Origin of the sequence: Sodalis ligni (assembly GCF_016865525.2) — a bacterium.
GTDB classification, from domain to species: Bacteria; Pseudomonadota; Gammaproteobacteria; order Enterobacterales; family Enterobacteriaceae; genus Acerihabitans; species Acerihabitans ligni.
Genome location: NZ_CP075169.1, coordinates 5,747,013 through 5,771,847 on the forward strand (window position 1 = coordinate 5,747,013; position 24,835 = coordinate 5,771,847).

A 24,835-nucleotide genomic window follows, 5' to 3' on the forward strand; every position below is an offset into this window, starting at 1 on the left:
CATCTCTCGCTTAACAAGGAATTGGGTTATTTCTTCTGCGCAGTGGCCGCTGCCGCGACCGGCTGCCGGGCGTCAGCCCGGTTTTCATACAGTTTGTCGCCATAGGATTGGGCAATCTCATCAAACTTCACCCGCGACGTGGTGGCGAACGGCTCGCGGATTTTTATCAGACTGCCGGTGCCCAATCCTTCATAGGCCTTAAGCACTTCATTGCCCAGTTCGTATAATCGCTGGTTTTTTACTCCGCAAGAGGCCAAGGCGGCTTTTTGCTGCGCCAGCTGCGTCTGCAGACTGATGCGCTGGGCTTCAGAGTTTTTTGCCATGCCCAGCAGCTGATCGTAGGCCTGTTTGAATTGGCCCACCTGCTGCTGGCTGGCCTCTACCTGGCTCTGGGCCTGGCTGCGTACCGCATCCTGCTGCTGCGCCAGGGTTTTGTTCTGATCGGCAGCTTTATCCCGCTCAGCCTGCAGCGATTTGATTTGATCCTGCAAAACGGCGTTTTGAGCTTCAGCCGCGTTGCGCGCCGCCTGCATTTGCGCCTGCGCTGCCTGCAGGGCCTGTAACTGCTGGCTGGTGCTGCGCAATTGCAAACGAAGACGATCCTCGATGCTTTGCGTCTGATCCGCGCCGCTGGCGATGCCGGGCGCCATCAGGACGCTGCCCCCCATCAACAGGGCCAGCGCCATCAGCAAAACGCGTCCGCCGCGGGATTGGGTATTGTCGTTCATGAAAATTCGCCCCCCATAAAAAGACTCCCCTTAGAAATGCGCATTAAGATCAAGCTGGAAGACATTGATTGACAAAGGATCGCCATAGACTTCATCCGCGCTAAGCCAGCGGCCCTCTACCGATATCAGCTTGTTGATGGCATAGTTGGCCCCGATGTAATAGCCCTTGGCGTTGGTGCCGCCCAGATGGAAGGTTGAATCGTTGAAACCGTCCGGCATGGCATCCGGCTGGATATACTTGTAACCGGCGAAAACGTTCCAATCCCCTGCGTCTTGCATTTCCAGCGAACGTCCGTAGGTGGTTTGCACCATCCAGGCATTAGGGCCGCTTTGGATATGGCCGTCGTCGTCGAGATTATTGACAATCTGCCCGTCCGAGCGACGATTCATCTTGTCTTCGTCATAGGCCAGGTTGCGGACATAGTTACCTTGTAAACGCAGTTTCATGCTGTTAAAGGTTTCGGTATCCCATTGCAGGTTAAGATCCAGCAGGTCGAATTCGGAAGCCAGGCCGACATACTGCGGCAGCGGCGTGTCTTGCGGATCGTTGGGGTCCAGGGCGATATTGCGCAGCAGGAATACGGTATTACCCTTTTGCATAAACTCCGGCTGTGACCAATCGGTATCACAGGCCGGTTCCCCCTGGTAGAGATTACAGCTGGAGGAACGCCGTCCGGCGATGTTGTCAAACCGGTAGTAGGCCACCGCTCCCTTTAGGGTATTGGTGTCGTTCAGCTTCCATTCGCTGCCCAACTGGCCGCCGAACAGCCATTTGTCCTCGCTCTTGCCCTTGTCCTGACTGTTGGACGGCCAGGAATCGGAACCGTATTCCAGCGGGAAGGCGCCCAAGGTACCGAACAGCGAGGTATTCTCCGTCAGTTTCAGGTTCGGCACCTTGGCCGATATGCCGTCCATCTGCAAATCATCAGAGAACAGCAAATCAGTATGCATGAAAGGATTTTCCGCCCGGCCAAAGGTGAAATCGGTATGATAAGGAGATTTCCAGCGCACCCAGGCCTGATCCAGCCAGATGCTTTTCTTCTCGAAATCATCCCCCAGCGTCTGTGAGGTGGATACCGGACCGTCATCGCTGCCGGTGGCCACCCGAATGCCGGCGCTCCAGTCATCGGGCAATGTAGCCAGCACCCCTAAACGGGCGCGGATACGGAAGCGGTTTTCCCGATTCTCGCGGGTATTCAAAATCGGCGGCAATGAGTGGCTGGTATTGCTGTTGACGTCGTAAGGACCGTTTCTGTTCAGGCCATTGTAATCCACCACCTGGTTGCTGTTGCCATCGGAGAAAAAGTGCGATTCGTCCCGCGCCCGCACATCGCCGCTGAACTTCAGACGCGAGACCCAGTCCGGGAAGGTGTTGGGGGAAGCCCAATTTTCTTGTTTGGCCTGGGCCATCACTTCACCCTTGACCTCGTCGCGGATCTGATCGCGAACAATTTCGGGCACATAGGGCACCCGTACATCGCCGGGCTGCACATCAGGACCGGCTGCGGCACCGGCCGCAGCGCCGGCAACGGCTCCACCGGCCGCCGCAGGGGCCGCCGCGGTCCGCTGCGCCTGGGCCTGCCGCGCCTGCTGGGCCTCGGCTTCCGCCTGGCGTACCAACGTATCGGACTGTGCCTGCGTCAACACGCCCTGTTTAACCAACAGGCGAATCAGGTTGACGGTGGCATTATCCGAGGGTGCCGGCGCCGGCGCTGCCATCGCCTGTCCCACCGACAATGCCAGAGTGACTGCGACCATAGCCGCCAATCGATTAGGTTGAAAATTCATCTGCACACTGCTCCTGCAATAAAAAAGCGATTCGGTAGAGGTAAATGGGGCTTCAGTTAGGGCGCCGTCCCTGTAAAGACATCCGTACCGGCAAAGACAATGATTTCGGCGGTTTGTATTCCAGCGCCGCCACTCTGCGCAACGCGGCAATCACCTTAGCGTCGGTATCGCCGTCGCCGCTGGATTTGACCAATTCCGCCCGGGTGACCTGCCCGGCCTCGTTCAGCCATACATTCACCTCCATGCGATAACTCAGTAAGCGAATGCTCTCGTCCAGGCTTAGCGCCCGCTGGAACGCCTGAGAGAGATACTGGCCGTAGGTGGCGTTGCCGAGTCCCCCTCCGCCACCGCTGCCGGACATACCGCCGCCGGAACCGGCGCCGATATTAAAGGCGTCGTTGCCGGCCTGCGCGTCGCTGTTCATCTGCATCGGCTTGGCCAAATCATCGGCGGGCGTCGGCGCCTTCTGCTGCGGTTTGGGCTGTTCGGTGGGCTTCAGCTCCGGCTCGGGTTTGGGCTCCACCTGTTTTTCAGGTTCCGGCGGTTTTTCCTTCGGCGGCGGCGGCGGGGGGGGCGGCGGCGGCAATGGAATAATCATCGGGATTTTGGGCACCTGGCGGGTCACCCCGCTCATATCATGAGCCCACTGCCAGACCAGCCACGCCAGGCCGCCCGCCGCCGCCACCGCCAGCGCCCAGGCGGCAACACGCGTCGCGCGCTGGCGGCCGTTGCCGGAACCGTTGGCTGATGGCCCGGCTTGTCCCGGTTCACTTGATTGCGCTAAATGAAACGACATGGTTTTCCCCGATGCTCCGTTCCCATTAACGGGGTTTGCCCGTAACCAGCCCCACCTGCGACAGGTCGAGACGCCGCAATAGATCGAGCACTTCAACCACTTTCTGGTACTGCACGCCGGCATCGCCGCGCACAATCACCGGAAAGTCCGGATTTAACGCCTTTTCCGTCCGCAAGCGATCCTCCAGTTCCGGCAGCGTCACCGGATAGGCATCCAGGAACACCTGTCCGCCGTTGTTAATGGAAATCGCCTTAGTCTTCACTTTCGACAGGGAAACCGACGAACTGGCCTTGGGCAGGTTCACCTGGATTCCGGCGATCTGCGCGGTGGCGGTGAGGATAAACATCACCAGCACCACCATCAGCACATCCACCAGCGGCGTTACGTTAATACCGTCAACCGGTCCGTCGGTATCGTCGTCTTCCATGGAACCTCTTATGGTCGCCATACTGTTTCCTTAACCTGCGATATGAACGCTGGGCGCGCTGACGGAAGGATTTTCCACGTTGCCTTTCTTTTTACCGGTGTCGTGCAGTTCCGCCAGACGGGTAACGAACTCGTCAAGGAAGACCCGCATATCCGAGCTGACGTTTCTGTTGCGGGCAATCAGGCGGTTGTAGCCGAACAGCGCGGGGATGGCGACAAACAGGCCCATGGCGGTAGCCAGCAGCGCTGCGGCCATACCCGGCGCCACCGCGTTGATATTGACGTCCCCCGCCATGGCGGTGCCCAGGAACACCACCATGATGCCCAGTACCGTGCCTAACAGGCCTATATAAGGACCGCCGGCGATGGCATTGGATAAAATGCCGAGCCGATGGGACAGCCGGCGGTTTTCCGCGGTGCGCACGGTGTCCATTGCGGCGCGGATGGCCTCGATTGTGGAGTTGGAGACATAGGTGAGCGCCGAACCCTGACCGTTGCGCCGTAAGCGCAGTTCGTCCACGGCGACCTTGTAGATGCGCCAGAGCGAGGAGTATTGCAGCCGTGATATCAACGTGATGTCGTCCGCCAGCAGTTCAAGCTGGGTACCGACCTTGGCGAACTCTGCGCGAAATTCGACATTGCCCCGCTCGATACGCGACACGCTGCGATTCTTGCGGATCATGATGAACCAGGTTTGAACCATCATGAACAGCAGGATGGCGATAATCACCCAGGCGTCGGCCGGTACCGCATGCAGCAGGAAGCCCAGGCCGCCGAAACCGAAACCGGACTGCTTTTCGTCGGCGCCGTAGGCCACTAGCGGCGATTCAGCCCCTTGCGCCATGGCGTCCGCCAGTAATAACGCCGCCGGACGGGCGACTTTCGACAGACGTACTTCATCAATGGCGCCGATAAATGCCGAGGCGGCGGCAGCCGGCGCTGCGGCGGGCGGCGTGGCCGGGGCGGCGGTATCAGGAGCGGCGGGCGCGGCGGCATAGCCGGGGATATCCCCGCCGATGGCCGCCACGGTGCTCAGGGGCGGCAGGGAAGCCGCCAGGGTACTGGCCTGATGGCCATTGATATACAGCACCAGCTGATCGGCGCTGGCGGTGACCGCCAGATGCTGCCACTGTCCCGGCGACAGCGGCTGGGCCGGCGCGCTGCGCTGGCCGTTGACTTCAACGAAGGGCACACCCTGGTTCAGGCCGATCAACAGTGAGTTGCCGGAATCCCGGCGGGCATAAATCAGCTGTTCGCCGGTAGGCTGGTCGGCGCGTACCCAGGCGCTGAAGGTAAACGACCCCGAGGCCGGTATGGCCAGCGAGGGGCTGGCGGGCAACAGGATTGGCGCGCCGCCGGTAAATTGTCCGGCGCGGCCCACTACGCCATCGGTGACGCCGATAACCGGGGTCTGTGCATTATTGGCATAGGCGGTAGTGTCCCGCGGCGCGGCGCCGGCTTCGTTGTCGAAGTGATACACCAGGGTGTAGTCCGGATCGAACGTCAGTTGTCCGTTGACGGTGGACGGCGCTTTGCTGTTGCCGTAGTACATCCACAGAGATTGGCGCTGTCCTGCTTCCACGGACGGCACGTCTACCCAGATATAGGCCACGCCCATCAGCGGATCGAAGCTCTCTATCTGATAATTAAGCACCGTTTTGTCGTCGGCGGTGACGAATCGCAGGTCAGCGCCGTTATCCTGGGTGCCATCAAAGGTGAAATTGCCGGTGTGCAGGCGAATCAGCACCGGCACCCTCCCCACCCGTTCGGTAAACGCGCCGCCGGTGGGAGTGGTATCGATGGTAATCTGCTTGCGGTAGTTCCAGTCCGGCTGCCACCAGGCCTGCGCCGTGACGGGCGCAAGTACGCTCAGGCAAACCAGTAATAACAAGAATAAGCGTTGCATGGTCGAACACTCCAAAAATCGATCCTAAGTGGGTAAAGGAGGGTGTTTACACACCCGAATCATCAGAAATTCGCACTCAGACTGAATTGCGCGCGTGGGTCGTACTTATCCGTATTGGGCCCGTCCACCAGAGGTAACCCCAGGTCCAGGCTGCCCGACAGCCAGGTGGAGACATTGGCTTGCATCCCCACCCCTACGCTGGCCATATCAAAGCGATCGTCCTGATCGGGCAAGGCATCCCGCAGCCATAGTTCCGCCCCGTCGGCAAAGGTATGCAGACGCAATTCCGTCAATGGCGATCCCAGCCAGGAAGCAATGGAGGGCGTACGAAGTTCCACGCTGCCTATCATGCCGTCATCCGCCGACTGCTCGGCCGCCAGATACCCGCGAACCGAGGTGGCGCCGCCGGCGGCGAACTGTTCATTGGAGACCAGCGGTCCGGAGGCCAGCTGGAAGGATCCGCTCAGCGCCAGCTGCCAATCCTTTTTAAAGGTCTCGGTGATACCGGCATCGCCTTTCAGGGCGGCGAAATCCGGGCTGGCTTTATAGCGCTTGTAGTCAAAATCGGACCAGTCGCTGCCGTAGCCCAGGAAATTGCTGCTGGCCATAATCACGCTCAGGCCAAGGTTGCCCTGGGTTTGGTTGCTGAAGTAGTAGCCGTTGTAGGACAGGGTAACCGGCGCATATTTCAATGGGACTTTGTCTTCGGAACCGCCGTAGGTCAGGTTTTCGTCAAAGTTTTTGAAATCCAGCCCCATCGACAGGGAGTGCGCCCAGGCGCCGGTTGACGGCAGGCTATACACCAAGGCCGCGCCATAGGAATAACCTTTGCCGAGAACGTTGGTGCCGCCGACGCTGGCCACGTTGCTGTCCGAGTGATAGCCGGAGAAGCGCAGGGTCCAGAGCTTGTCCAGCGGGGCGCTGTAGCTGCCGGACCAGACTTCGGCGTTATCCCGATCCTGCGGCGCGACAAAATAGGTCAGCGAAGCGCTGTGCCCCTTTTGCCACAGATTGGAGTTGGTGATGGTGCCTACCGTACGCAGCTCTTTGGTATCCGCACTGTAGTCGTTATTGACGGTCAGGCTGCCGGACCAGGGATTCTTATCCGCCACCGACAAATCCACATCCATGGTGCCCGGCACGATGCCTTCCTTCACCAGCGGCGTCACCTGGCGGCTGCCGTCGCGGTTGATATCGGTAAGCTGTTGCTGTACCTGGGAGAAATTGGGTACTTTGCCTTCGTCCAGCGCCGGTACGTCGTTGCGGATCGCCAGCGGCGAATGGTATTTCGCGCCGGTGACCCGCACCCGTCCCACCGTGGTTTCCGTCACCATCAGGTACACCACGCCGCCGCTCACCTGCTGCTGCGGCAGTTCGACATAGACCGATTGATAACCTTTGCTTTGATAGACCTGTTGCAGGGCCTTCTGGGCGCCCTGGACGTCGGTAAGAGTGCGCTGCGGTCCGAGAAAGGGGTAGACGGCGGTTTCGATTTCCCTTGACGTCAGTACCGTGTTGCCGCGCACGATGTATTCATTGATATTCACCCGCTGCGCCGGAGTCGTCGCAGCGTTGCTGCCCGCGGCGGCGGTATTGCCTGCAGTGGAAGTAGTACCCGAAGCGGCGCCGCCGGCCGGGGCTGTATTGCCCGCGGCGGAGCCAGTACCCGGAGCGGCGGTGGTTTCCGTTACCGCGTCCGCCGCCGGCGACATTATCGGCAATGCCGTTAATAGCGTCCCCAAGAGGTATACCAACCTGTTCGTTTTATCAAAGTCGTGCATTGGATGGACTCTGTGCATGATGAAACAAAAAAATCGCTATTACATTGCCCGGCGATCAAGGAGCAACGTCCGCAACACAAGGGCTGTCCGGTCATTTCCATGACCGCTATCTGCTAACACTACCTAGACGGTTGAGCGGGCGTCAGACCGAACACTTGTCACTAAAACTTCATATGTCTGTTTGGCGGAAGGGCAAAACCGGAGGAGAAACCGGGGGTTAGACCGGGTTCAGGGCAGAGCAAGCGAGGCGGTAACTGATTGAATGGCGCTGGATTATTCGGGCGTTATTGGACGGGATGATATTAAAATATCAAGCTAAACAGATTATTGAGCGCGGCTGAAGTGGGGGGCAACCCACAACAACCGCTAACCACAAGCAACTAATAGGAGTGGTTACCATGGCTAAGCGCGATTGTAAGTCAGAACCCGTCATATCCCAAGCCCTACGCCAGAGCGTTGTGGGCTACGCCCCAGACGCCTACCGCTATCCGCAGGTCAAGCTCAAGGGCAAGCGGCTGGAGCAGGCCGGCTTTTTGACCGGCATGTCACCGGTGGTCAGGGTTATGGAGGGGTGTCTGGTTATCACCACCCAGTCCAACTCGCGGCTAAACGAGGTGTTGCAACAATCCGACCGGTTGTCGGCCCAGTCGCGGCTGGAGCTGGAGCAGTTGATACAGGGGTTGGCGCTTAAGGAGAAGCTGACCGAGGGAAGTCGGCCTTAGTAATCAGGTGAGCTGATGAGGGAACCCCGGCAAAGCTGCCGGGGTAATCTATTCGTAATAGCTCAGATTTGACCTGACACAGCTATGGCACAGAGCCAAACCTAATCTGACAAGCCGTTCTATGCCAAATATAGTCATTCGCATCCTTGGTTGATAATATTTAATATCGCCTTATGTCAGCAATCATCTTGCATTCTTAGCAGCCACCCTTGCCTTCATATGGTTGATGGGATGCCAACCAAAAATACATTTTGGTCTCATCGAACGATCTTTCTAAGGCGTAGTTCCTGAACAAAAAGAACAACCGCAACAACCATGACAATTGCAAAAAACAATATACGCGAAGTCGTAATTAAAACAGTGTTAAATTTATCATTGTTATATAATTTATTGTGCCTATATGAATACGTGGTGTAAATAGTGCTGAATATTTCACAAAATGACACAGCAGCTATAAAAGCCAGGTCAAAAGACAGTTTGCCGTGATCTGATTTCTTTTGCGTCTTTTGGTGAATATAATTAAACCAATAAGGACAGGAATAATAAAAGCAATTAAGTCTATGAAAGTAAAAATAATAAATTTTCCATCGATAAAAATCCTCTAGTGTGCAGATAAGACTGGCTTTCGTCGTGCCATCACGGAATATCCAGCTTGAAAACTGACGGTTTTCTATGACCTGTTATGTAGAGTATCATCATTCATATCAGACTATATTTCCTTCTTTTAAGACCAAACTTGCATCATTTCATTAAAAAACAATGAGCGGTTTGCAAGCTAATGTCTGTTTTCGCTCATACCAGACTGTCAGATTTGGTTGTGTACAACCTACAAAACCTGTCAGATCAAGTCTGAGCTAATACAATCTATTGACTATTTTTTATAACAAAATTACTTTACCAATTAGGACGAAATGTTCATTAACTTTCAATGAGATCTTTTTAGCTTTAATTAAAACTGATATAAATTCATTCAAAGGAAATTTCATTTCTCCTACTTCAGGAAGTAATCGAGCATCAGAGAAAAGCTCAACCTCTACATCATCGATTCCCTTATCCTTATTAAGCTGGCATATTATTTAATCTTTATATGAAATTTCTGCTGTCAGCTCTTCATAACGAGAGTCGCTGAAAAATGTAATATCAAAATCATTATGCATAATCACTATGGCCTCTTAGGATCTATAACACCAGAGAACGAACCGTCTGAATTATAACGAATTCCACGGCCATCGGGTAGTCTATATTCAATACCGCCTCGCCCTAGCTCAGTTTTACAGGATCATGGACTTCTGTCCGATCATTACCATACAGCCCACTTAGTTATTGAAAAAGTATTGCAATAGACCGACCGATTGTCTGCTTAGTCTTGGCTGAAGCATGTAACGCAGAGACTAGCGCTCGGGTGAAAAAATGAAGGGAAGAATTAGGCTAATCAAATCCCCCGACGAGGCCTTCGGGGGTAATTTATAGTATTTTATTTAAGACATGCTGGATTATGGGTTTTATTGCATCCACCAATATATCTTCATTAGTAGCATAACGTAATAATTCAATCTGATTTTCCGCATCAAAAAGATAGTATGTAGCCACTTTTCTTCAAGCGCAACCACCTGATTTTCAGCACTGAAAATCTCTTCTTGAATATCCTGGATCGTTATTTTTTCATCGAGAAAATCTTTACATGATTTCTTGAGATGATTAATCACCTCAGGATAGATCCAATCACTCATATGCCACTCCTGCGCAGAATGGTAACAACCACATTCACATTGCCATTTTTTCTGTTATAGCATCTAACCTAATGTCAGGATAGATGACCCTGGGGGTAGCAATGGAATGCTCAAACAATTATAAAAATTTCTCGACTCCACCCCGCATTAGGCCTAGATCCTTGTGCTCCAAGTGTGTGTTTAGCATTAGATTCAATTTTCAATCCATTATTTTCCACAGCAGGTTCTGGAATAGTAAGAGAACTCCGTCACGTGGCCTGGGTTAGCTATTTTCAACTATTCCATTTAATGTTATGATCTAATAATTGATTATCAAGATATTCTTTCTTTTCGAACCAATAATCATAAGCCACCGAATCGCCGCTTTGTATTATGAGGTAAAAGCCGCCGGTTTCACCTTGGGTATCATCAACGAAGTGTATTTCCCAACCGGTATTATCGCCACTGTCTATAGTTCCATTTTCAAAATCATTACCTTTTCTTAATCATTATAAGGAACGTGATTATTCGAGATAGACTCACCAGTCATTAGGTTTTCACACTAAAATGAACATGCAGAAGACTTGGAGCATGCCATTAAAACCCCGGTTGGACTCACCACCGGGCAACCGATGTTAGTAGCCACGGGCCGGGGATATTTGACGATCAGAACTAAAATTATCCCATGAGGATTAGCGTTAAAAGCTCGGCTTGAGGCCGATTTTTTATCTACTTAGTTCATTATAAAATTAATTACGCTATTTAAATCCGTGTTCCACTCAGAGATTCTCATGCCGTCTTCATCATGGGTCATATGCTCATCAATAAATTCGTTAATCTTTTCAGGAGAAAATTCTTTACCTTCTTCTAAAAAATAACGTTATTTTGTACGTGTACCACTTCACCTTCAAAATATATAACCCAAGCGAAAACGAAGTTTGCTAAAGCAGGATCATACATCGATACAGCTAGGGCTGCATGACTTTTACTTATCAGCCCTCTTCAAGGGACCTCAGCCAGCTCCTTTTATAATCATTTATATTCCAGTAAGTTAAAGGAATATTCATAGCCTCATGAAATCTATCAATGACTATCGAAGCTGGCAAAACAAGTTCACCATCAGTATTAACCGGCTTATCTTCAGGGAAGATACCAAACATATATCAATCCTTAATTCTAATCAAATCACTATCATAAGTGCCAATTCTCTTACCTTTGCTATTGAATAACTTCCAGCCATTAGACACATTATGGCTATCAATATCAGGAGTAATATAATTTTTCCCATTAGAAAAACAGGCTGTCCATGAGAGTTAAATGGAGCTTTCTGAGGAGAAATTCTTCGGTCAAAGCCTAACTTGCCAGCTGCCTCCTGAGCATCTTTTCCTTTCAGAGCAAGATAAGCTAAGTCGTCTGTATTTGTCCCTACCGGAATAGGCGTTACCGTCGTATTCCCGCCCGTTTCCGGCTTACCATCCACGTTCCCGGTATGGCTGGCTCCCTGCTCCCCCCGTTGATCCGGTGAAATCAGTGCAGTTTTATTATCCTGTATCCCTAGCGGATTTTCAAGTTTACCCCCGGTCAGGTCATCCGCGACAGGCACCGTTACTGTGGAGCTGCGGCCATCGCCATCCTGAATAAGTTTCGCCACGCATAGCGGATTGTCGAGACAAACGGCATCTTGCAGCGCGGCGACAGCTTTGTCCAACGCCATAGCAACCTGTTTGAGTGGTTCTACAGCAACCGGGCTCGCCACGGGAGTTATTCCCGCGTTAGCTGTTGCCTGACTCAATGTTTTAGATCGGTATGCATCAAGACTGGCGCGGTCAAACGCTGGCTTGGCCGCCAGCGGGGGTTTTATGCCGGGCCTATTGATTGCGTGTGACGGCGTTTTGACGCCAAGTTGCGGCTTGGGTTTGATTGCCGGCTTTGTGAGCTGGGCCGAATTACGCTTTGCCAAAAGTGCGTCAGGCCCCCCCTTTTCGCGGCCCTGTACCTTATCGCTGCCTTCACCGGCATTTGACGAGTAGAACAACGCCCCCACCGCGATGGCGGGAGCCGACAGCACCTGGCCCGCTGCGCCGGCAAGGGATCGTGCCGCGGTTGCAGCGAGCTCACCGAGATTCACAGATGCGCCGGCGATTGCCCCTGGGGCGGTTACGGTGTTGGAGGACGCTAACGCAAGAGCTGAAGCGCCAAGGGCCGTGTTTATGGCTGGCTGATTTGCCGGCGGCAGGTTTGTGCTGTTCGGGTGTGCGCTAGGTCCGTGTTCAGCCGCAACCGATGCCGCACCTTCGGCGCCCGATAGCACAGCATGCTGATTAGCCTGCCGCTCAGCCCGCCGGGCGGCTCTGTCGGCAATTTCAGAAGAGAGTGCGGCCAGGTCGGCCAATGCGGTAATAGGCTGTTTGCTTGATGAAGTCGTTGCGCCAGTTGGCTTTTGATCCTGATTGACACGCGATGTATCGGGAATGTGAGCTTGTGGTGGTTGTGCTTCATCGGCCTGCGCCGGGGCTAAAGCGTCATCAGGCTGATTCGCCAGGCGTTGAAAGAATTGCGCCTGCGCTTCCCCGGCAAGTGCATGAGACGTATCGAAATCAGCTTTTGAGTGTAAGCCCAGTATTTTTTGTCGGTAAGATTCCGTTGCGCGGGTGTAGGCATTGGCAATCCGCTGATCCTGAATGTCAACGGTGCGCTTGAGTGCCGCGACTTCTTCCTCCAGAAACGCCACCTCGTGCTCCGCGATAACGTTCCACTCTTCCGCTAACAATGCTCTGGTGGCTTCAAGGCGCGATTGTTTTTCATTATACAGGGCTTCACTGGCGTTTTTATCCCTGACGCAGTTCTCTAAATGCTTTTTCCCTGCATCGGCAGTGTTACGAGCTTCATCCATTGTTGCGGGTGCAGGGGCGTGTGAATAATTTTCCCGCTCTTGTTTGGCTAAAATGGAAAATCGCAGCTCCTCTTGCTTCGCCGCTTCGGCCCGCCCTCGTTCTTCATTAAAAATGGCATGATCTTTTGGAAATCGCTGCCTCTCAACAGCCTTTATGCTATCTCGATAAGCTTCTTTGTTATGTTCAAGGGCATGCCTGATTTTTTGCAGGTTTTCGGCGGTTTCGTCTCTGCGTGTAGTGGCGTTTTGGCAACGCCATTCAAAGGCTTGGCCTGTTTGCCATAATTTATGATTTTGCCCGCGTAATGAATTTAAGAATGTCTTACTTCGAGGACCGCGAGTGCCCCGATGTATATCGGAAATCCACTGCTGATTTTCGTTGATTTTAGCTTGTATCTCGTCTCTGATTCTTATCAGATTAGTTAATTCCTGGTTTCGCCATTCCAAGGCTTGTTCCGCTTCAGTAAGCGTAAACGGCAGCGGCGTGTTGAAATAATGTTCTTGCTCCTTATGGCCGGCATCGATACATTCTTGAGCATCCGCCGTCGGGGGATGCGCTAAATGAAATTCCCGGGTTGGCTGCCTTGGCACCCGCATAAATTCAGGACGTTCATGGTCGGCAAAGTCGAAATGACCGATATGAGGCGCTTGTCCTGCTTGCAGTAAGCGGGCGCTAATCTCGTTACGGATACTGCTAATTGAAGGCCCTTCTTTATAGGGAACAAAGTCGTACTTTAGCTGAGGTTTCAGTCCCCCACATATAGTAATAACCTCCCTGCCATTTTCTTTTCTTGCCGGGCCTGAGCAGGGTGTGTCATTGAGTTGCCAGCTATACTGCATGCTGCCCACCAAGGGGCCTTGCGGGGAAAACCGCACTACCGGAGGCGCATTAAAATGGTGTGGAACGTTCCCGACTTGATAAGGGGAAGGAAAATTAAATTGTGAGCTACTTCCTCCAATATTATTATTCCAATAGCTGGGTTTAAAATATGACGTATCATTATTTAAGCCATGATTCATAGTATTATCTTCCCTGGTTTGATTATTTAAATTCCATTAACTGTACTGGTTATTACAATAGTAATTTTTTCAATAATAAATATTATCATTATATATCAAGTGACTATAATTTATTATAATAAACAAACATTAAACTTAAGTGTTTTTATCAACACACCTTGGGATTATGATTATCACTGGTAATGAAACGAGTCAATGCCAATTTAATTAAGACTCACTGAGGAGGGGGTAATTGTTATATTGAGGCTAACAGACCTGAGTGAACGAGGATTTTATTCAGCAGAGCTTGAGTCATATATTTCCCCGGCCAGGCGTCATGCCCGGCACATCCCAAACCAAACAGCGCCAGTGAAAACCGGCGCTCCAGACTGCTGACAAACATACTCGGAACCAAAAAGGCGGGACAGGCTGCTGGAAGAGTAAACCGTCCGCGCCAGGGACGGCGCGGATCGAGCCTCCATGGATGGATTCACGGCGTGTTTACGATCCGGCAGCCTGTCCCGACCGGGCACTTTGTCAACAAACACAGCGCCGGTGGAAACCGGCGCGATGATTTATAAAATCCGACAGCGGGTTTACATCGACAGCTTGCTCCGCTCCTCCGCCGTCAGCATGGCGCGGGAGCTGGGGCTGAGCGGCCCGGCCCCCAGCACCTGCACCGAGCTGTCCGGGTTATAGTTGACCGCCGTGCCGCCCGTGGCCCCGTCGCCGCCGGCTTCCAGCCGCTCGCTGCCGTAGCCCAATATCTGCACGCTGATAACCGACGGCTGGTTGCGCTGCGACTGGCGCGTGATTTGCTCCGCCGCCTGCACCGCGCTGCTGGCCGCCTGGCTGGCGGAGGTCAGGGCGCCGACATTCACCGCCGCGATGGTGGGAATGCCGGTGGATTTGCCCTGTACCTGGATATTTTCCGCGTTCACTACCCGCAGCGCGGCGATATTCACGTTACCGGATACCCGGATGCCCGCCTCGCCGGCGTCAATGGTGCCCAGGGGCGCTATCAGGTCGATATCTCCCGGCGGCACTTCAGGGATCGGCGCCAGCGTGGCGATACCGGCGCCGGTGCTCGGCACCACCGGCGACAGGGTGATATCGCCCCAATCGTCATACACCCGTTTCGGCGGCGTATAAACAATGGTGGTTTTCGCTCCGCGCCCGGCGTTAATGTCCCCCTCGGCCGACCAGGCCTGGATATTGCCGCCGAAGGTGGTCATGATGCGCGACAGGCCCAGTAAAATGCTGTCCCGGCTGTACATCTGGATATCGCCCGAGCCTTGGGTAACCAGGCCCGCCGGCGTACTGGCCGAAGGCGCGACCCCCTCCACGCCCACCAGGGTTTGGCCGCCGGGGGTCAGGGTCTGGATCGATCCGCCGGAGATGGTACGGATACCGGCATTACTGGACGGGCCTTGATACAAGATGATATCCCCCTGCCGTTCAATAGCCTGGCCGTCGGCATCATCGATGGGGAACAGCGCGGCGATGGCGTCGCGGCCGCGCAGGTAGCTGCCGTAGCGTTTGCTGTCCGGATCGTTGTATTCCCGTCCCCCCTGGATAAGTTCGGCGTAGAACACATTGCGCTCGAAAGCGCGCTGGTTGGCCGCCGGCAGCGCTGTGAAGAACGCCAGCGCGTCCGCGCCGTCTTGATAATGGTAGGGACTGTTCGAACCGCTACCGTAATAGGTTTCCAGCCAGTTAACCAGATGCTGCTGAGTGGCGTTCTGGAATTCACGGCTCAGATCGTGGCGGCCGGCGGTGGAATCGGCGGCATAGGCCGCATCCAGCTGCGCCTGTTCAGCGGTCAGGAACGCCGGGGCGTCCGCCTCGTTGCCTTGATAACCGTAATTGCCATGCAGCCATTGGGCCAGCGTCAGCTTGTCGCCGTAAAACGCCGCCGTTTTGCCGGGCTGATCCGCCAGGGGCAGCGACGGATCAGCCAGGTTGTCCGGATTCAGGTACAGATTGGCAAAACCGGCGTAATCGGTGGCGCCGACTCCCGGTACGCCCGCCCCCAGCCCCGCCTGTGCAACGATAGTGGCCCCCGGCGGGGTATGGCCGGTCTCGATTGGCCCCAGGCTCACCAGATTGGATCCGTTGCCCTGGTAGATATCGCCGCCGGCGGAGACTTCCAGCACGCCGGGCCCGATTATGGAGATAGTGCTGTAAAAGACAGTGCCGCCGGCGGCAACCACCGAAATATCCGCCGGATCGTCATGCACAAACACCCCGCCGCTGTGGACGATATCTCCACCCGCCATCATGTCCACCGGCTTTGAACCTTTATAATAGGTGGTGTTGGTACCGTCATAGATGCTGCCGACATTGCGGGCTTCGCCCAGCACGACATTCATGATATCGCCGCTCAGGGCATAAACATGGCTTTGCTGGCCGTGGCCCGCCGCGCTGTTATCCGTCAGGGTATTGGGGCCGAACATAAACATCGTGCCGCCTGAACCGGCTACGGCGTAATTGTATGGGTCGTAAGCGTAGTTATAAACAGAATCATAGCTTATCGAGTCATAGTAACTCGATGTAGTGCCCCAATAATTTGATGAAATAATCTGACCGCTGGAATAGTCTCCCGCCGCCAGCATCCGCCAGGCCGGGTTGAACGGGGTGGCGATGGTAGAAAGCGACGTTCCCAGCAGGCCGAAAACGCCGCCGCCATTGCCGATATTATTGACCGAGCCGCCGGAAATCAAACCGCTGGCCAATAACTCAAGCTGGCCGTCCGGCGACGGCATCAGATAGTCGTCATTCTGCCGCGCGGCATAATAGATATTGCCCCCGGCGGCGGTGACCCGCAAAATCGGCGGCAGGACCGCGGTTTCAGCGCCCACAAAACCTTGTCCCCCCGTACCTAACGGCGCGGCGTTGCCGCCGGCGGAGAAAACATTCACCGAGGTGTCCCGGGTCCAGAGCGTAAACCAGCTGGCGGCATCGCCCTGTTGGCCCTGATCATCGGCGGCCGCGGTTTCGGCCCGCAGCACCACGCGGCCGGGGTCGTCGATTTCCGCCAGCACAGCATCCCCCCGCGAATTGACATTCACATTGCCGTCTCCCGGCGCGAAGCCGGCGCCGGCGCGGCTCAGGGCGGAATAGGCGGTATAGGGGTCCAGACCGCGGGGATCGGCATTGACGCTGGTGCCATAGCTCTGAGGCAGCACCACGCCGACATTGCCCGCGTTAACATTGATGTCGCCGCGCAAATCGGCATACATACCGCCGTAAACCGTGCCACCCGCATTGACGGTCAGCGTACCGCCGCCGGTCTGCACCAGTGCGCCGTCGATAACCCGGCCGCTGCCGCCCACCGCCACCAGCAGATCATGTTCCAGGCCGGTGGCGCCGCTGTAGACATCCCCCAGGCCGTCGCGGCCGATATTGCCGCCGGCGCTGACCGTGGCGTTGCCGCCCCCCAGGGCGCCCATGCCGTTGAAACCGGACAGGCCGATGCCGGCGCTATATATGTCGCTGCCGTTGCCGTCCAGCACGTAGCTGCCGAAGTTGATGCCCCAGGCCGTGGCCTGGCCGATGCCGTCACCGCCCTGGCGCCACAGCCAGCCGCCGATGTTCTGGGTGAAATGATCTTCGCTGCCGGTCACGTTGCCGCCCGCCGACAGGGTAAAATCGCCGCCGTTGGTGGTGTACCACATGCGCTGTGGGTTCAGCGTATCTTCAAAACCGCTGTAGGCGGTGTTGAACACCGTACCGTCCGCCTGTACCGCCCGCGAGACATTCCAGGGGGTGCCGGCCCCGGTGCCGTCCACCGCGGTCCCGGCGGTATAAACGCCGTAGGGGCTGTCTTCGGTAAAATCGCCGGCGCTGTAGAGCTCCAGAGAGCCGGTGCCGGTACGCACCACGCTGAAGCCCGGCAAGGGAACATTCAAGCCATTTTGGTTGATCTGGAACGGATCGTTGAGCTCGATATTGCCGGCGGCGCCGTTGGCGGCCAATTGCGCCCCGGTTTGCAAGGTACTGGTATTGGCCGCCGACAGATCGGCCCCCGCCACCAGCCGCATCGACCACGACTGGCTGCCGGCCGCCAGCATCGGCGAGATAGCCCAGATTTGCCGCTCGCCGTCTTTGGTGTAGGCATTACTGACATAGGTGCCGGTGGGTAATACCGCCCCGGCGGCAACTTGCACGGGCGCAGGCAGGGTATAGCCGGTATATCCGGACAATATCGCCAGATCGCTGCCGGCGCGCCAGGTTGTCGCCTGAATTTCCATGGCATAAGCATCACCGGCGATATATTGCGCAATGTTGTTCATGCCCGCTTTTAAAATAGTGCCGCTGGGCAATTGGAGCCAATCGGCGGACGTGCCGATAATTCCCGGAACGCCCACCAGACTGGACGTGTTGGTGCCGGCGGGAATAACCTGCCCGCCTGGCAGGATAATATCCGCCTTGGTCACCACATCGGGCATGAGGTAATTACTATAAAAGGCGCCCCCTAATACCACATCCTGCGGCAAGAGAATGCTGTCGGACAGAGTGATGGGCGTGTCGGCGCCAAGGGTAAGATCAAAACCCAGACTGCCGCCGGCGGGCAGTTGGGTACCGGTATCCAGCGTCATGCCGCTGTCCGGAGTCTGGTAATCGGTGGTGAGCGTCACCGATGATAACAGCGTTTTGTTGATATCGCCGTCGGGCGTGGAGACCGGCGGCGCAAAGCCGTCATTGATGCTGCCGTTGATTTTTAAATCGCCGGCGGCGCGCAGTACCAGCACGCCCGGCTCGCCCGAGCCGCGCACGTTCGGGTCGGCGTTTGGCCCGTAGCGGTAGCCGGACAGATCCAGATCGCCCTTGGTGCTCAGATCTCCCGTGCTGGTGATTTCCACGCCGGGCCGCAAATGATAGGCATCGCCGTAGGCTTTCAGGCCGGCCAGCCGGTTTTGCAGGCCGCCGTTGCTCCAGGCGGCGTTGATAAAGGTCCGGCTGTCGCCGTCGATGCCGTCCAGGTAGCCCTGGTCGATAATGCCGCCGTCCGGCGTATAGCTGCGAAAAGCATTGACATAAATTGCGCCGACGCCGTTCAGCTGCAGATTGCCCCCTGCGTCCAGACCGATATCATTGGCGCCGATGCGCGGGGCGTTGATGGTGATTTGCCCGCGGTTCACATCGTCGCCGGCGGACAAATTGGCCTGCATGCCGCCGTCCAGCATCACCCGGCCGGAGGAACTGGTGAGCGTCAGGCTGGCCCGGTTAGAGGCGTCGATGGCCTGGCCGTAGCTGTCGGTAACCAGGGTATCGCCGTGGGCATCCAGCAGCGCCGTCGAGGCAATATGCAGTTGATCCCGGGCGCTCAGCAAAATACTGCCCACCGAAGCGCCGGAGGCGTCAACGGTGCCGTTCACCGTCAGGCTGCCGCCGTCGGTGCTGATGGTAACGTTATGCGCCCGCACGCCGTCCCCTACGGTCAAATCGCCGTTTTTGATATCAAAAGACCGGGCGCCGAAAAAGCCTTCATCGCTAAGCCGATTGTTCAGCTCGGCAAAGGCGCCGTCGTCAATCCGCGCCTCCGTCAGGGTAAAGAGGCCGTCGCTGTAACCTTGTCCCCCTGAAGCCGCCATACTGCCATCCAGCGTCACCGCGCCGTTGGCCGCCGCCAGGCTGACGGCGCCGGCACCGTTGTGGGCGGCGGACACGTCAATACGCGAGCCGCCGGCCTGGTTGATATTGCCATGATCGCTTTGCAGCGAGACGTCGCCGCCCCAGCTGTATTTGGTGACGTCAAAGAAGGCCAGGGCGCGTCCCGCCATATCCACGTGGGCATTGTCTCCCAGTTGGATATCGCCGTCGGCGTTGAGGGTCAGTTTACCGCCGGGCAGCGCCACCGCCGTATCCAGGGAGACGGTTTGTCCCTTCAGCGACACCGAACCGCCCAGGGTATTCACGTCGGCGGTATCCGCCGCCGGCACGCCGTCCGGCGCGGAAATACGCAAGGCGCCGGCGGCGTTATAACTCATGGACGACCCGCCGGCGCCGGTAAGCAGCGGCGTATTGATCAGCAAATCGCCGCCGGAGCGGCTGCCGTCTGCCCCCTGACTGCCGGCCACCATTAATGAGCCGGCGTTATTGGCGGTGATCCGGCTGGCGGCGTCGATGGTCATGGACGAGAAGCCCAGCGCCAGACGGTCCAGGGTGGTTTGCCGCTGGGACTGGCTCAGGGCGTCATAACCGAAGGTGACGGTATCGGCGTCGATCACCAGCTGTCCGTGGCCGCCGGCCGTAACCGGCGCGGGGGCGACGCTTTGGTAGGGACTGTCGATGGTGCCCCGCCCGGCGGCAAGGCCGTTCCATACCAGATCGCGGGTCACCAGCCGCACGATGTCATCGCCATTGCCCCAGCCATAAAAAGCCGGCGTATTCAGCACAAATTGCACCGGGGAATCACCGGTATCCAGCGTCACGGAGCCGAAATAGTTAAAAGCGCCGCCGGCAGTGAGGCTGAGGCGCTCCAGCATCGGCAAGCCCGACCCGGTGGCCGGATGCAATAGCTTATCGAGCACCGACTGGGTCAAGAGCCAGCCGGCGGGCAGCACGCCGCTATCGGCAGCGGATGACAGGCTGTCGGCGGTGCCGATATTGATTTGCTGCTGTGATACCGTCAGGTAGCGCGCCCCCATATTGACGGCGCCCAGATTCAACGCCCCCGGCGCGGCAAAGGCGATAGTGCCTTCGGTCAGCAAGGATGCGCCGTTACCGTTATGGCGCCCGCCCCTTCGGAGCCCAGGAAATCCAGCCGGCCGTTGCCCACCGCCAGGATGGCCGGGTTGTCGAACGTCTGGCCGGCTATCAGGCCGTTGGCGTACACATAGCCCATATCGGAATCGATAACGTTATCGCCAAAACCGCGGGTATCAATGGTGGCGCCGTCCCCCACCGTAACATCATTGCCCACCAGGAACACCTGCCCGGCTTTCAGCGTGGCGTTATCCCCCAGCACCGCGCCGTTATGGAATTTGCCGTCATAACCAAAGTAGATGCGGGCGCTGTCCCCCAGCGAGGATTGTCCGTTAAAATAGCTCCAGGCGGCGCCGATCATCAACGTCGGCGCTTTAAAATTGTTGACGTCGGTGTCCACCAGCGAAACATCGCCCGGTGTGGCCGCGGCCTGCCCATTGCGGATTTCCACCACCGATGGGCCGCCGGTGATGATCATGGCGCCGTCGATGCCCTTGGCCGCGCCGCTGTCCACCCCGCCGAACAGTACCGTACCGGCAAAACTCAGTGGCGTGCCGTCATCGCTTTGGGTCAAATCGAGGTTGAGCATCTTGCCGTCTTCCGGCAGACGCGTGCGCACCGTGCTGAACTGGTTGGCCTGCGCCTGGGCGAACTGGCTGTAGCTGGTTTCATTGTATTGCGCGTAGCGGCGCACCGTATCGGCGGAGCTGATGATAAGCCGGCTGGGCAAGGCGTCCTGCTGGCCGGTATTGGCGGGTTTGCAGCGGGCCGCTGGTGATCCAGGACCCGCCGGGCATCGCCACGGTGCCCGACATCGAGGGGATGGCCAGCGCACCCTGCTGCGGGCCAAGCTCTACGCGAAAAGCGCCGGGCAGCAGGGCAAAACTGGACGGCAGCAGGGTATAGGTACCGGCGGGCAGGTCGTCGACGGCACTCTCCAGCACGATTTGCCGACCGATGGCCGGGTTGCCGGCGCCGTTGTCGGCAATCACCGGCGCATAGTCCGACGCGTAGCCGGGCAAAATGGCATATACGCCGTCCGTGCCGCTGCTGAAGCTGTTGATAATCGGATTGGCATTCACCAGCGGCGTGGTCAGCACGTTTACCGAACCGCCGCGGCCGGAGACGAACCCTTCGCCGTGCAGTTCGCCGCCGCCGGACAAATCAATCACCGCTCCAGGCTCCCCAATCACGCTGGTACCGCCGAGGGAGACGCCGGCCGCCAGGATAGACTGATCCTTGCGGTTATCACCGCCGTCACTGCCGCGGGAAATAAAAATATCGGCCAGATTGTAGTTCAGACCGTCGCCCTGATAGCCCGCCGAAGCCACCAGGCTGGCAGTGGAGTAGGTCACGCCGTCCACCGTGCCGCCAAAGGGAATATCCAGACCGGCGGCGCTTACCGAGGTCAGGCTACCGCCGCGCAGGATAACCTGCGGATCGGTCAGCACCGGCGTGGTGGTCTGGAAGCTGTTCAGCACCATATTCCACAGGGTACCAAGGGTCAGGGCGCCGGTGGTGTTAAGGGAAATGGTGCCCAGGGGCGCCCGCGCCACCCCGCCCTGATCCACCGTGCCCCCCAGCAGCAGCAGGTTGCCGAATACCGAGTAAGGCACATCCGGCGTGCCGCCGCCGTTGGCGCGGATCACCAGTTGACTGTCCCGGTCAATACCGGTGGTCCGGCTGCCGGCGATAAGGCTGGCGTTTTGACCACTGAGGGGATAAATCTGATCGGCGGTAACGTTGAGGTTGCCCGACGCGGTAAAGCCCCCCGCCAGCCGCATATCGCCATTGATGTTAAAATTAACGGTGGCAAAGCCGTCCGCCGTTACCGGGGTCGTCGGCAAAACGCTTTGGTATGCCTGGCCCTGCATGCCGCTGGCGCCAGATGCCACGGTGCCGTAGATGTCCACCAGATTCGCCGCAAGGGTAATGGCGCTGTTTCCCTTGGGCGCTACCCCGGCGATGGTATCCAAAAAGCCGGGCAGATAACTGGGCCCATCCAATCTCGATTCGGCCCAACTGCCGCCATCCAGCCGGATATAGGGCGCCGCCAGTCTGACCTGCGCATCCGGCGTGGTATCCGCCACCGTCAGGATGCCGCCTTTCAGGTTAAGGCTGCGGCCCAGGGACAAATCCACATCGCCGTCAAACACGATCAAATCATGGGTGCTGAGCGTTAAGGCGGCGAAACCGCCGGCTTCCACCTGATTAACCCCCAACGTCCCATAACCCATCGTCAGTTGATCATCGGATTTGCCGGGTGCCAGATCGGCCGCCAGCCCGCTGCCTGATGCCTGCTGCACCAGTTGGATGTTATGCAGATTAGCGAGATCCGGCTCGATAACATCCGTACCGGGGTAGTAAATCCGCGGCGTGTCCATCACCAGCGTCAACGAGCCGCCGGTGGCGCCGGGGCCGCCGGCATCGGCGCGCAACGTGCCGTCCAGGTAAATGCCGTTATTGGAGTGCAGCTCGATGCCGCCGCCGTCGCCGGCCAGCGTCGTCGACTGAGACGGCGCCTGGGGCGCGCCGCCCGCCGAGCGGTCCACGGTAAGCGCGCTGCCGGACGCATCCAGCAGCGCTCCGGGCCGCACGATGACATAGGCATCGCTTTGTGAGACGGTGATACTGCCGCCTTTCGGCGCCACGCCATAAGTCCGCCCCTGGCTGTCCAGAGCACTATAGGCGCGTCCGGCCACATCCAGCACCCCGTTATCGCCAATCCATACCGAACGGGTGGGGGAGAAACGATCGCCGCCGGGCAAAGCCGGCGAACTGGCCAGACTGATGCTTCCGCCCCAGGCATTCAGGCGGCCGTCTACCGTTAACTGGCCATTGGCGTGCAGATCAATAGGCTGGCCGGGATCGACGCTCACCACCGCACCTTGGCCGATGGTGAGCGGCGCGCCGTCCATCTCGACATCGGAGCCGGCCGACAGGCTCAGGCTGGCGCCGCCGCGCTGGGTCAGTGTGGCGGTGAGCGGATTCTCCTGATAGACCGGCGGCGTCCATACCGACATAAAGGCGGCCGGATCCTCGCCGGATGCCAGACCGGCCAGGGCGTTAATATCCGGCAGATACACCGACATGGCCACGTTAAGCTGCGTACCGTCGCTCACCGTGACGCCATCGCGGCCGCTGATGCTGTAATGGGCAAAACCATCCTGGAACAGTTCGCCGGAAAATTGATTATAAGGCGTTACCGCCACATCCACCGGCAGCGTATTGCCGGGGGCGATAAGGGTGCCGATGGGGACCACCAGCGGCTCGGCGACCACCGTGCCGGCGGAATAGCTTTTCGATACCGGGCTCACCGGCAGACCGCCGGGGAAAGCATTCGCCGGCACCACATAGCCTGCGGGAATCGAGCCGGAAACAAAGGTGATCCGCGCGCCGGCCGGCACGGTATAGCCGGGATAATAATAACTGCCGTTGGCCTGCAGGTAGCTTATCCCGGACGGCACCACCCAGTCCGCCGCCGGCACGATGGGGCTGTTGGGGGTTGCCTGGGGCGTATAGCCGGTATCGGTGGGTTTGCCCGGCGCCAGGTTAGTGACGGTAATGGAAAAATTCATCGGGATGGCGCTGCCGGCCGCTATGACATATTCCTCGGCCAGCCGCAGATTGATGCTGGTGGTTTCGCCGGCTTTCAGCGTGCCGTTGTGGGTGAGAAAGTCACCGCCGATGCCGATAGCCAGGCCGGATTCGATGGTCAGGGTGCCGCCGCCGCTGACGCCGTAGGCCCGTATGTCGCCGTCCAGCTCCAGCGGCCCGTCCGGCTGGGTCTGGGCATCCGGCAGCGTATAGCCCGCCGCCACGGTGACCTCGCCGCCCTTGCCGCCGTTCAGCGAACCGTTCGCTAGCAGCGCCGCGCCGGAGGACACGTCAATGGCCGCGCCCTGCGCCAGCGTCACCCCGCCGGTGCCGCGAACACTCACGCTGCCGCCGCTCACATAAGGCAGATCCTTATTGCCCGACGCATCCAGCTGCAGGTTGCTCCACAGCCCGCGCGTATCCAGAGTGGCCCCATTCGCTATCGTCACCGCGGTCACGCCGCCCGCCGGCGCGGTGATGGAGGTATCCACCGTGACCCCATTTCCCGCCATTGACGCCAGCACATTGCCCAGCGCGATTGACCCGCCGCGGGCCGTCAGACTGGCATTCACTTCCACGTTCGGCGCGTACAGCGCTATCTTGCCCCCCGCCGTCACCGTCAGCGCCCTGTCCACCGTGACGCCGTTCTTGGCCGCCGCGATAATGCTGCCTAAGCCAAAACTGTTCAGCAGGTCGCTGTTCACGTACAACTCGCCGGGATGCAGGTTGCTGTCATCATCCGTCGTGCCATCGTCAGCATTATTCGTGCCGTTCGCGTC

15 protein-coding genes and 1 pseudogene are annotated in these 24,835 nt (G+C 57.4%); 2 read left to right on the forward strand and 14 right to left on the reverse strand.

The features are described from left to right. Positions 1-26: 26 nt before the first annotated feature. The 6 genes from GTU79_RS26785 to GTU79_RS26810 form a co-directional block, all read right to left on the reverse strand. A complete protein-coding gene (locus GTU79_RS26785) occupies positions 27-728 on the reverse strand; it encodes a hypothetical protein (protein WP_203520535.1) in 702 nt (233 codons plus the stop codon). Between the two features lie 30 nt (positions 729-758). After that, the gene (locus GTU79_RS26790; RefSeq protein ID WP_203520533.1) at positions 759-2,516 is read right to left on the reverse strand and encodes a putative porin; all 1,758 of its coding nucleotides are present in this window, start codon (positions 2,514-2,516) and stop codon (positions 759-761) included. Positions 2,517-2,568: 52 nt separating this feature from the next. After that, a complete protein-coding gene (locus tag GTU79_RS26795; protein WP_203520531.1) occupies positions 2,569-3,312 on the reverse strand; it encodes an energy transducer TonB family protein in 744 nt (247 codons plus the stop codon). Positions 3,313-3,337: 25 nt separating this feature from the next. Continuing rightward, the gene (locus GTU79_RS26800) at positions 3,338-3,760 is read right to left on the reverse strand and encodes an ExbD/TolR family protein (protein WP_132924816.1); all 423 of its coding nucleotides are present in this window, start codon (positions 3,758-3,760) and stop codon (positions 3,338-3,340) included. 9 nt (positions 3,761-3,769) lie between these two features. Then, a complete protein-coding gene (locus GTU79_RS26805) occupies positions 3,770-5,644 on the reverse strand; it encodes a DUF2341 domain-containing protein (protein ID WP_203520529.1) in 1,875 nt (624 codons plus the stop codon). Between the two features lie 62 nt (positions 5,645-5,706). After that, the gene (locus GTU79_RS26810; protein ID WP_203520527.1) at positions 5,707-7,425 is read right to left on the reverse strand and encodes a ShlB/FhaC/HecB family hemolysin secretion/activation protein; all 1,719 of its coding nucleotides are present in this window, start codon (positions 7,423-7,425) and stop codon (positions 5,707-5,709) included. A gap of 260 nt (positions 7,426-7,685) precedes the next feature. Here GTU79_RS26810 and GTU79_RS31225 point away from each other — a divergent pair. Next, positions 7,686-7,766: pseudogene (locus GTU79_RS31225) on the forward strand (helix-turn-helix domain-containing protein); the annotation flags it as partial. 57 nt (positions 7,767-7,823) lie between these two features. Further along, positions 7,824-8,147, forward strand: a complete 324-nt coding sequence (locus tag GTU79_RS26815; protein ID WP_203520525.1) for a SymE family type I addiction module toxin — start codon at positions 7,824-7,826, stop codon at positions 8,145-8,147. A gap of 1,502 nt (positions 8,148-9,649) precedes the next feature. On the opposite strand, the gene GTU79_RS26820 is transcribed toward GTU79_RS26815, so the two are convergent. From GTU79_RS26820 to GTU79_RS26840, 8 genes are all read right to left on the reverse strand, one after another. Next, a complete protein-coding gene (locus GTU79_RS26820) occupies positions 9,650-9,877 on the reverse strand; it encodes a hypothetical protein (RefSeq protein WP_253073437.1) in 228 nt (75 codons plus the stop codon). A 272-nt stretch (positions 9,878-10,149) separates the two neighbouring features. Beyond that, positions 10,150-10,329 (reverse strand): hypothetical protein, encoded by a 180-nt coding sequence (locus tag GTU79_RS31685; RefSeq protein ID WP_420854206.1) that lies wholly within the window; start codon positions 10,327-10,329, stop codon positions 10,150-10,152. A 260-nt stretch (positions 10,330-10,589) separates the two neighbouring features. Further along, entirely contained in the window at positions 10,590-10,670 is an 81-nt protein-coding gene (locus tag GTU79_RS31230) for a hypothetical protein (protein WP_338091507.1), read from the reverse strand. A 53-nt stretch (positions 10,671-10,723) separates the two neighbouring features. Next, positions 10,724-10,816, reverse strand: coding sequence for a hypothetical protein (locus GTU79_RS31690; RefSeq protein ID WP_420854134.1), 93 nt, complete (start codon positions 10,814-10,816; stop codon positions 10,724-10,726). A 32-nt stretch (positions 10,817-10,848) separates the two neighbouring features. Beyond that, the gene (locus GTU79_RS31235) at positions 10,849-11,016 is read right to left on the reverse strand and encodes a hypothetical protein (RefSeq protein WP_338091446.1); all 168 of its coding nucleotides are present in this window, start codon (positions 11,014-11,016) and stop codon (positions 10,849-10,851) included. Positions 11,017-11,019: 3 nt separating this feature from the next. Then, a complete protein-coding gene (locus GTU79_RS31695) occupies positions 11,020-11,103 on the reverse strand; it encodes a hypothetical protein (protein WP_420854207.1) in 84 nt (27 codons plus the stop codon). A gap of 3,241 nt (positions 11,104-14,344) precedes the next feature. Then, positions 14,345-20,464 carry a filamentous haemagglutinin family protein gene (locus GTU79_RS26835; RefSeq protein ID WP_214513526.1) on the reverse strand — a complete coding sequence of 2,040 codons (6,120 nt, stop codon included), beginning with the start codon at positions 20,462-20,464 and terminating at the stop codon, positions 14,345-14,347. Then, complete coding sequence (locus tag GTU79_RS26840) at positions 20,458-21,189, reverse strand: hypothetical protein (protein WP_214513527.1); 732 nt, start codon at positions 21,187-21,189, stop codon at positions 20,458-20,460. The genes GTU79_RS26835 and GTU79_RS26840 overlap by 7 nt, the downstream gene beginning before the upstream one ends. Positions 21,190-24,835: the final 3,646 nt, after the last annotated feature.

Coding starts and splice junctions, on each gene's coding strand:
- GTU79_RS26795 (WP_203520531.1), bottom strand. CDS start 3,312: ATGTCGTTTCATTTAGCGCAATCAAGTGAACCGGGACAAGCCGGGCCA.
- GTU79_RS26790 (WP_203520533.1), bottom strand. CDS start 2,516: ATGAATTTTCAACCTAATCGATTGGCGGCTATGGTCGCAGTCACTCTG.
- GTU79_RS26810 (WP_203520527.1), bottom strand. CDS start 7,425: ATGCACGACTTTGATAAAACGAACAGGTTGGTATACCTCTTGGGGACG.
- GTU79_RS26805 (WP_203520529.1), bottom strand. CDS start 5,644: ATGCAACGCTTATTCTTGTTATTACTGGTTTGCCTGAGCGTACTTGCG.
- GTU79_RS31235 (WP_338091446.1), bottom strand. CDS start 11,016: ATGTTTGGTATCTTCCCTGAAGATAAGCCGGTTAATACTGATGGTGAA.
- GTU79_RS26815 (WP_203520525.1), top strand. CDS start 7,824: ATGGCTAAGCGCGATTGTAAGTCAGAACCCGTCATATCCCAAGCCCTA.
- GTU79_RS26800 (WP_132924816.1), bottom strand. CDS start 3,760: ATGGCGACCATAAGAGGTTCCATGGAAGACGACGATACCGACGGACCG.
- GTU79_RS26820 (WP_253073437.1), bottom strand. CDS start 9,877: ATGAGTGATTGGATCTATCCTGAGGTGATTAATCATCTCAAGAAATCA.
- GTU79_RS31230 (WP_338091507.1), bottom strand. CDS start 10,670: ATGACCCATGATGAAGACGGCATGAGAATCTCTGAGTGGAACACGGAT.
- GTU79_RS31690 (WP_420854134.1), bottom strand. CDS start 10,816: ATGTATGATCCTGCTTTAGCAAACTTCGTTTTCGCTTGGGTTATATAT.
- GTU79_RS26785 (WP_203520535.1), bottom strand. CDS start 728: ATGAACGACAATACCCAATCCCGCGGCGGACGCGTTTTGCTGATGGCG.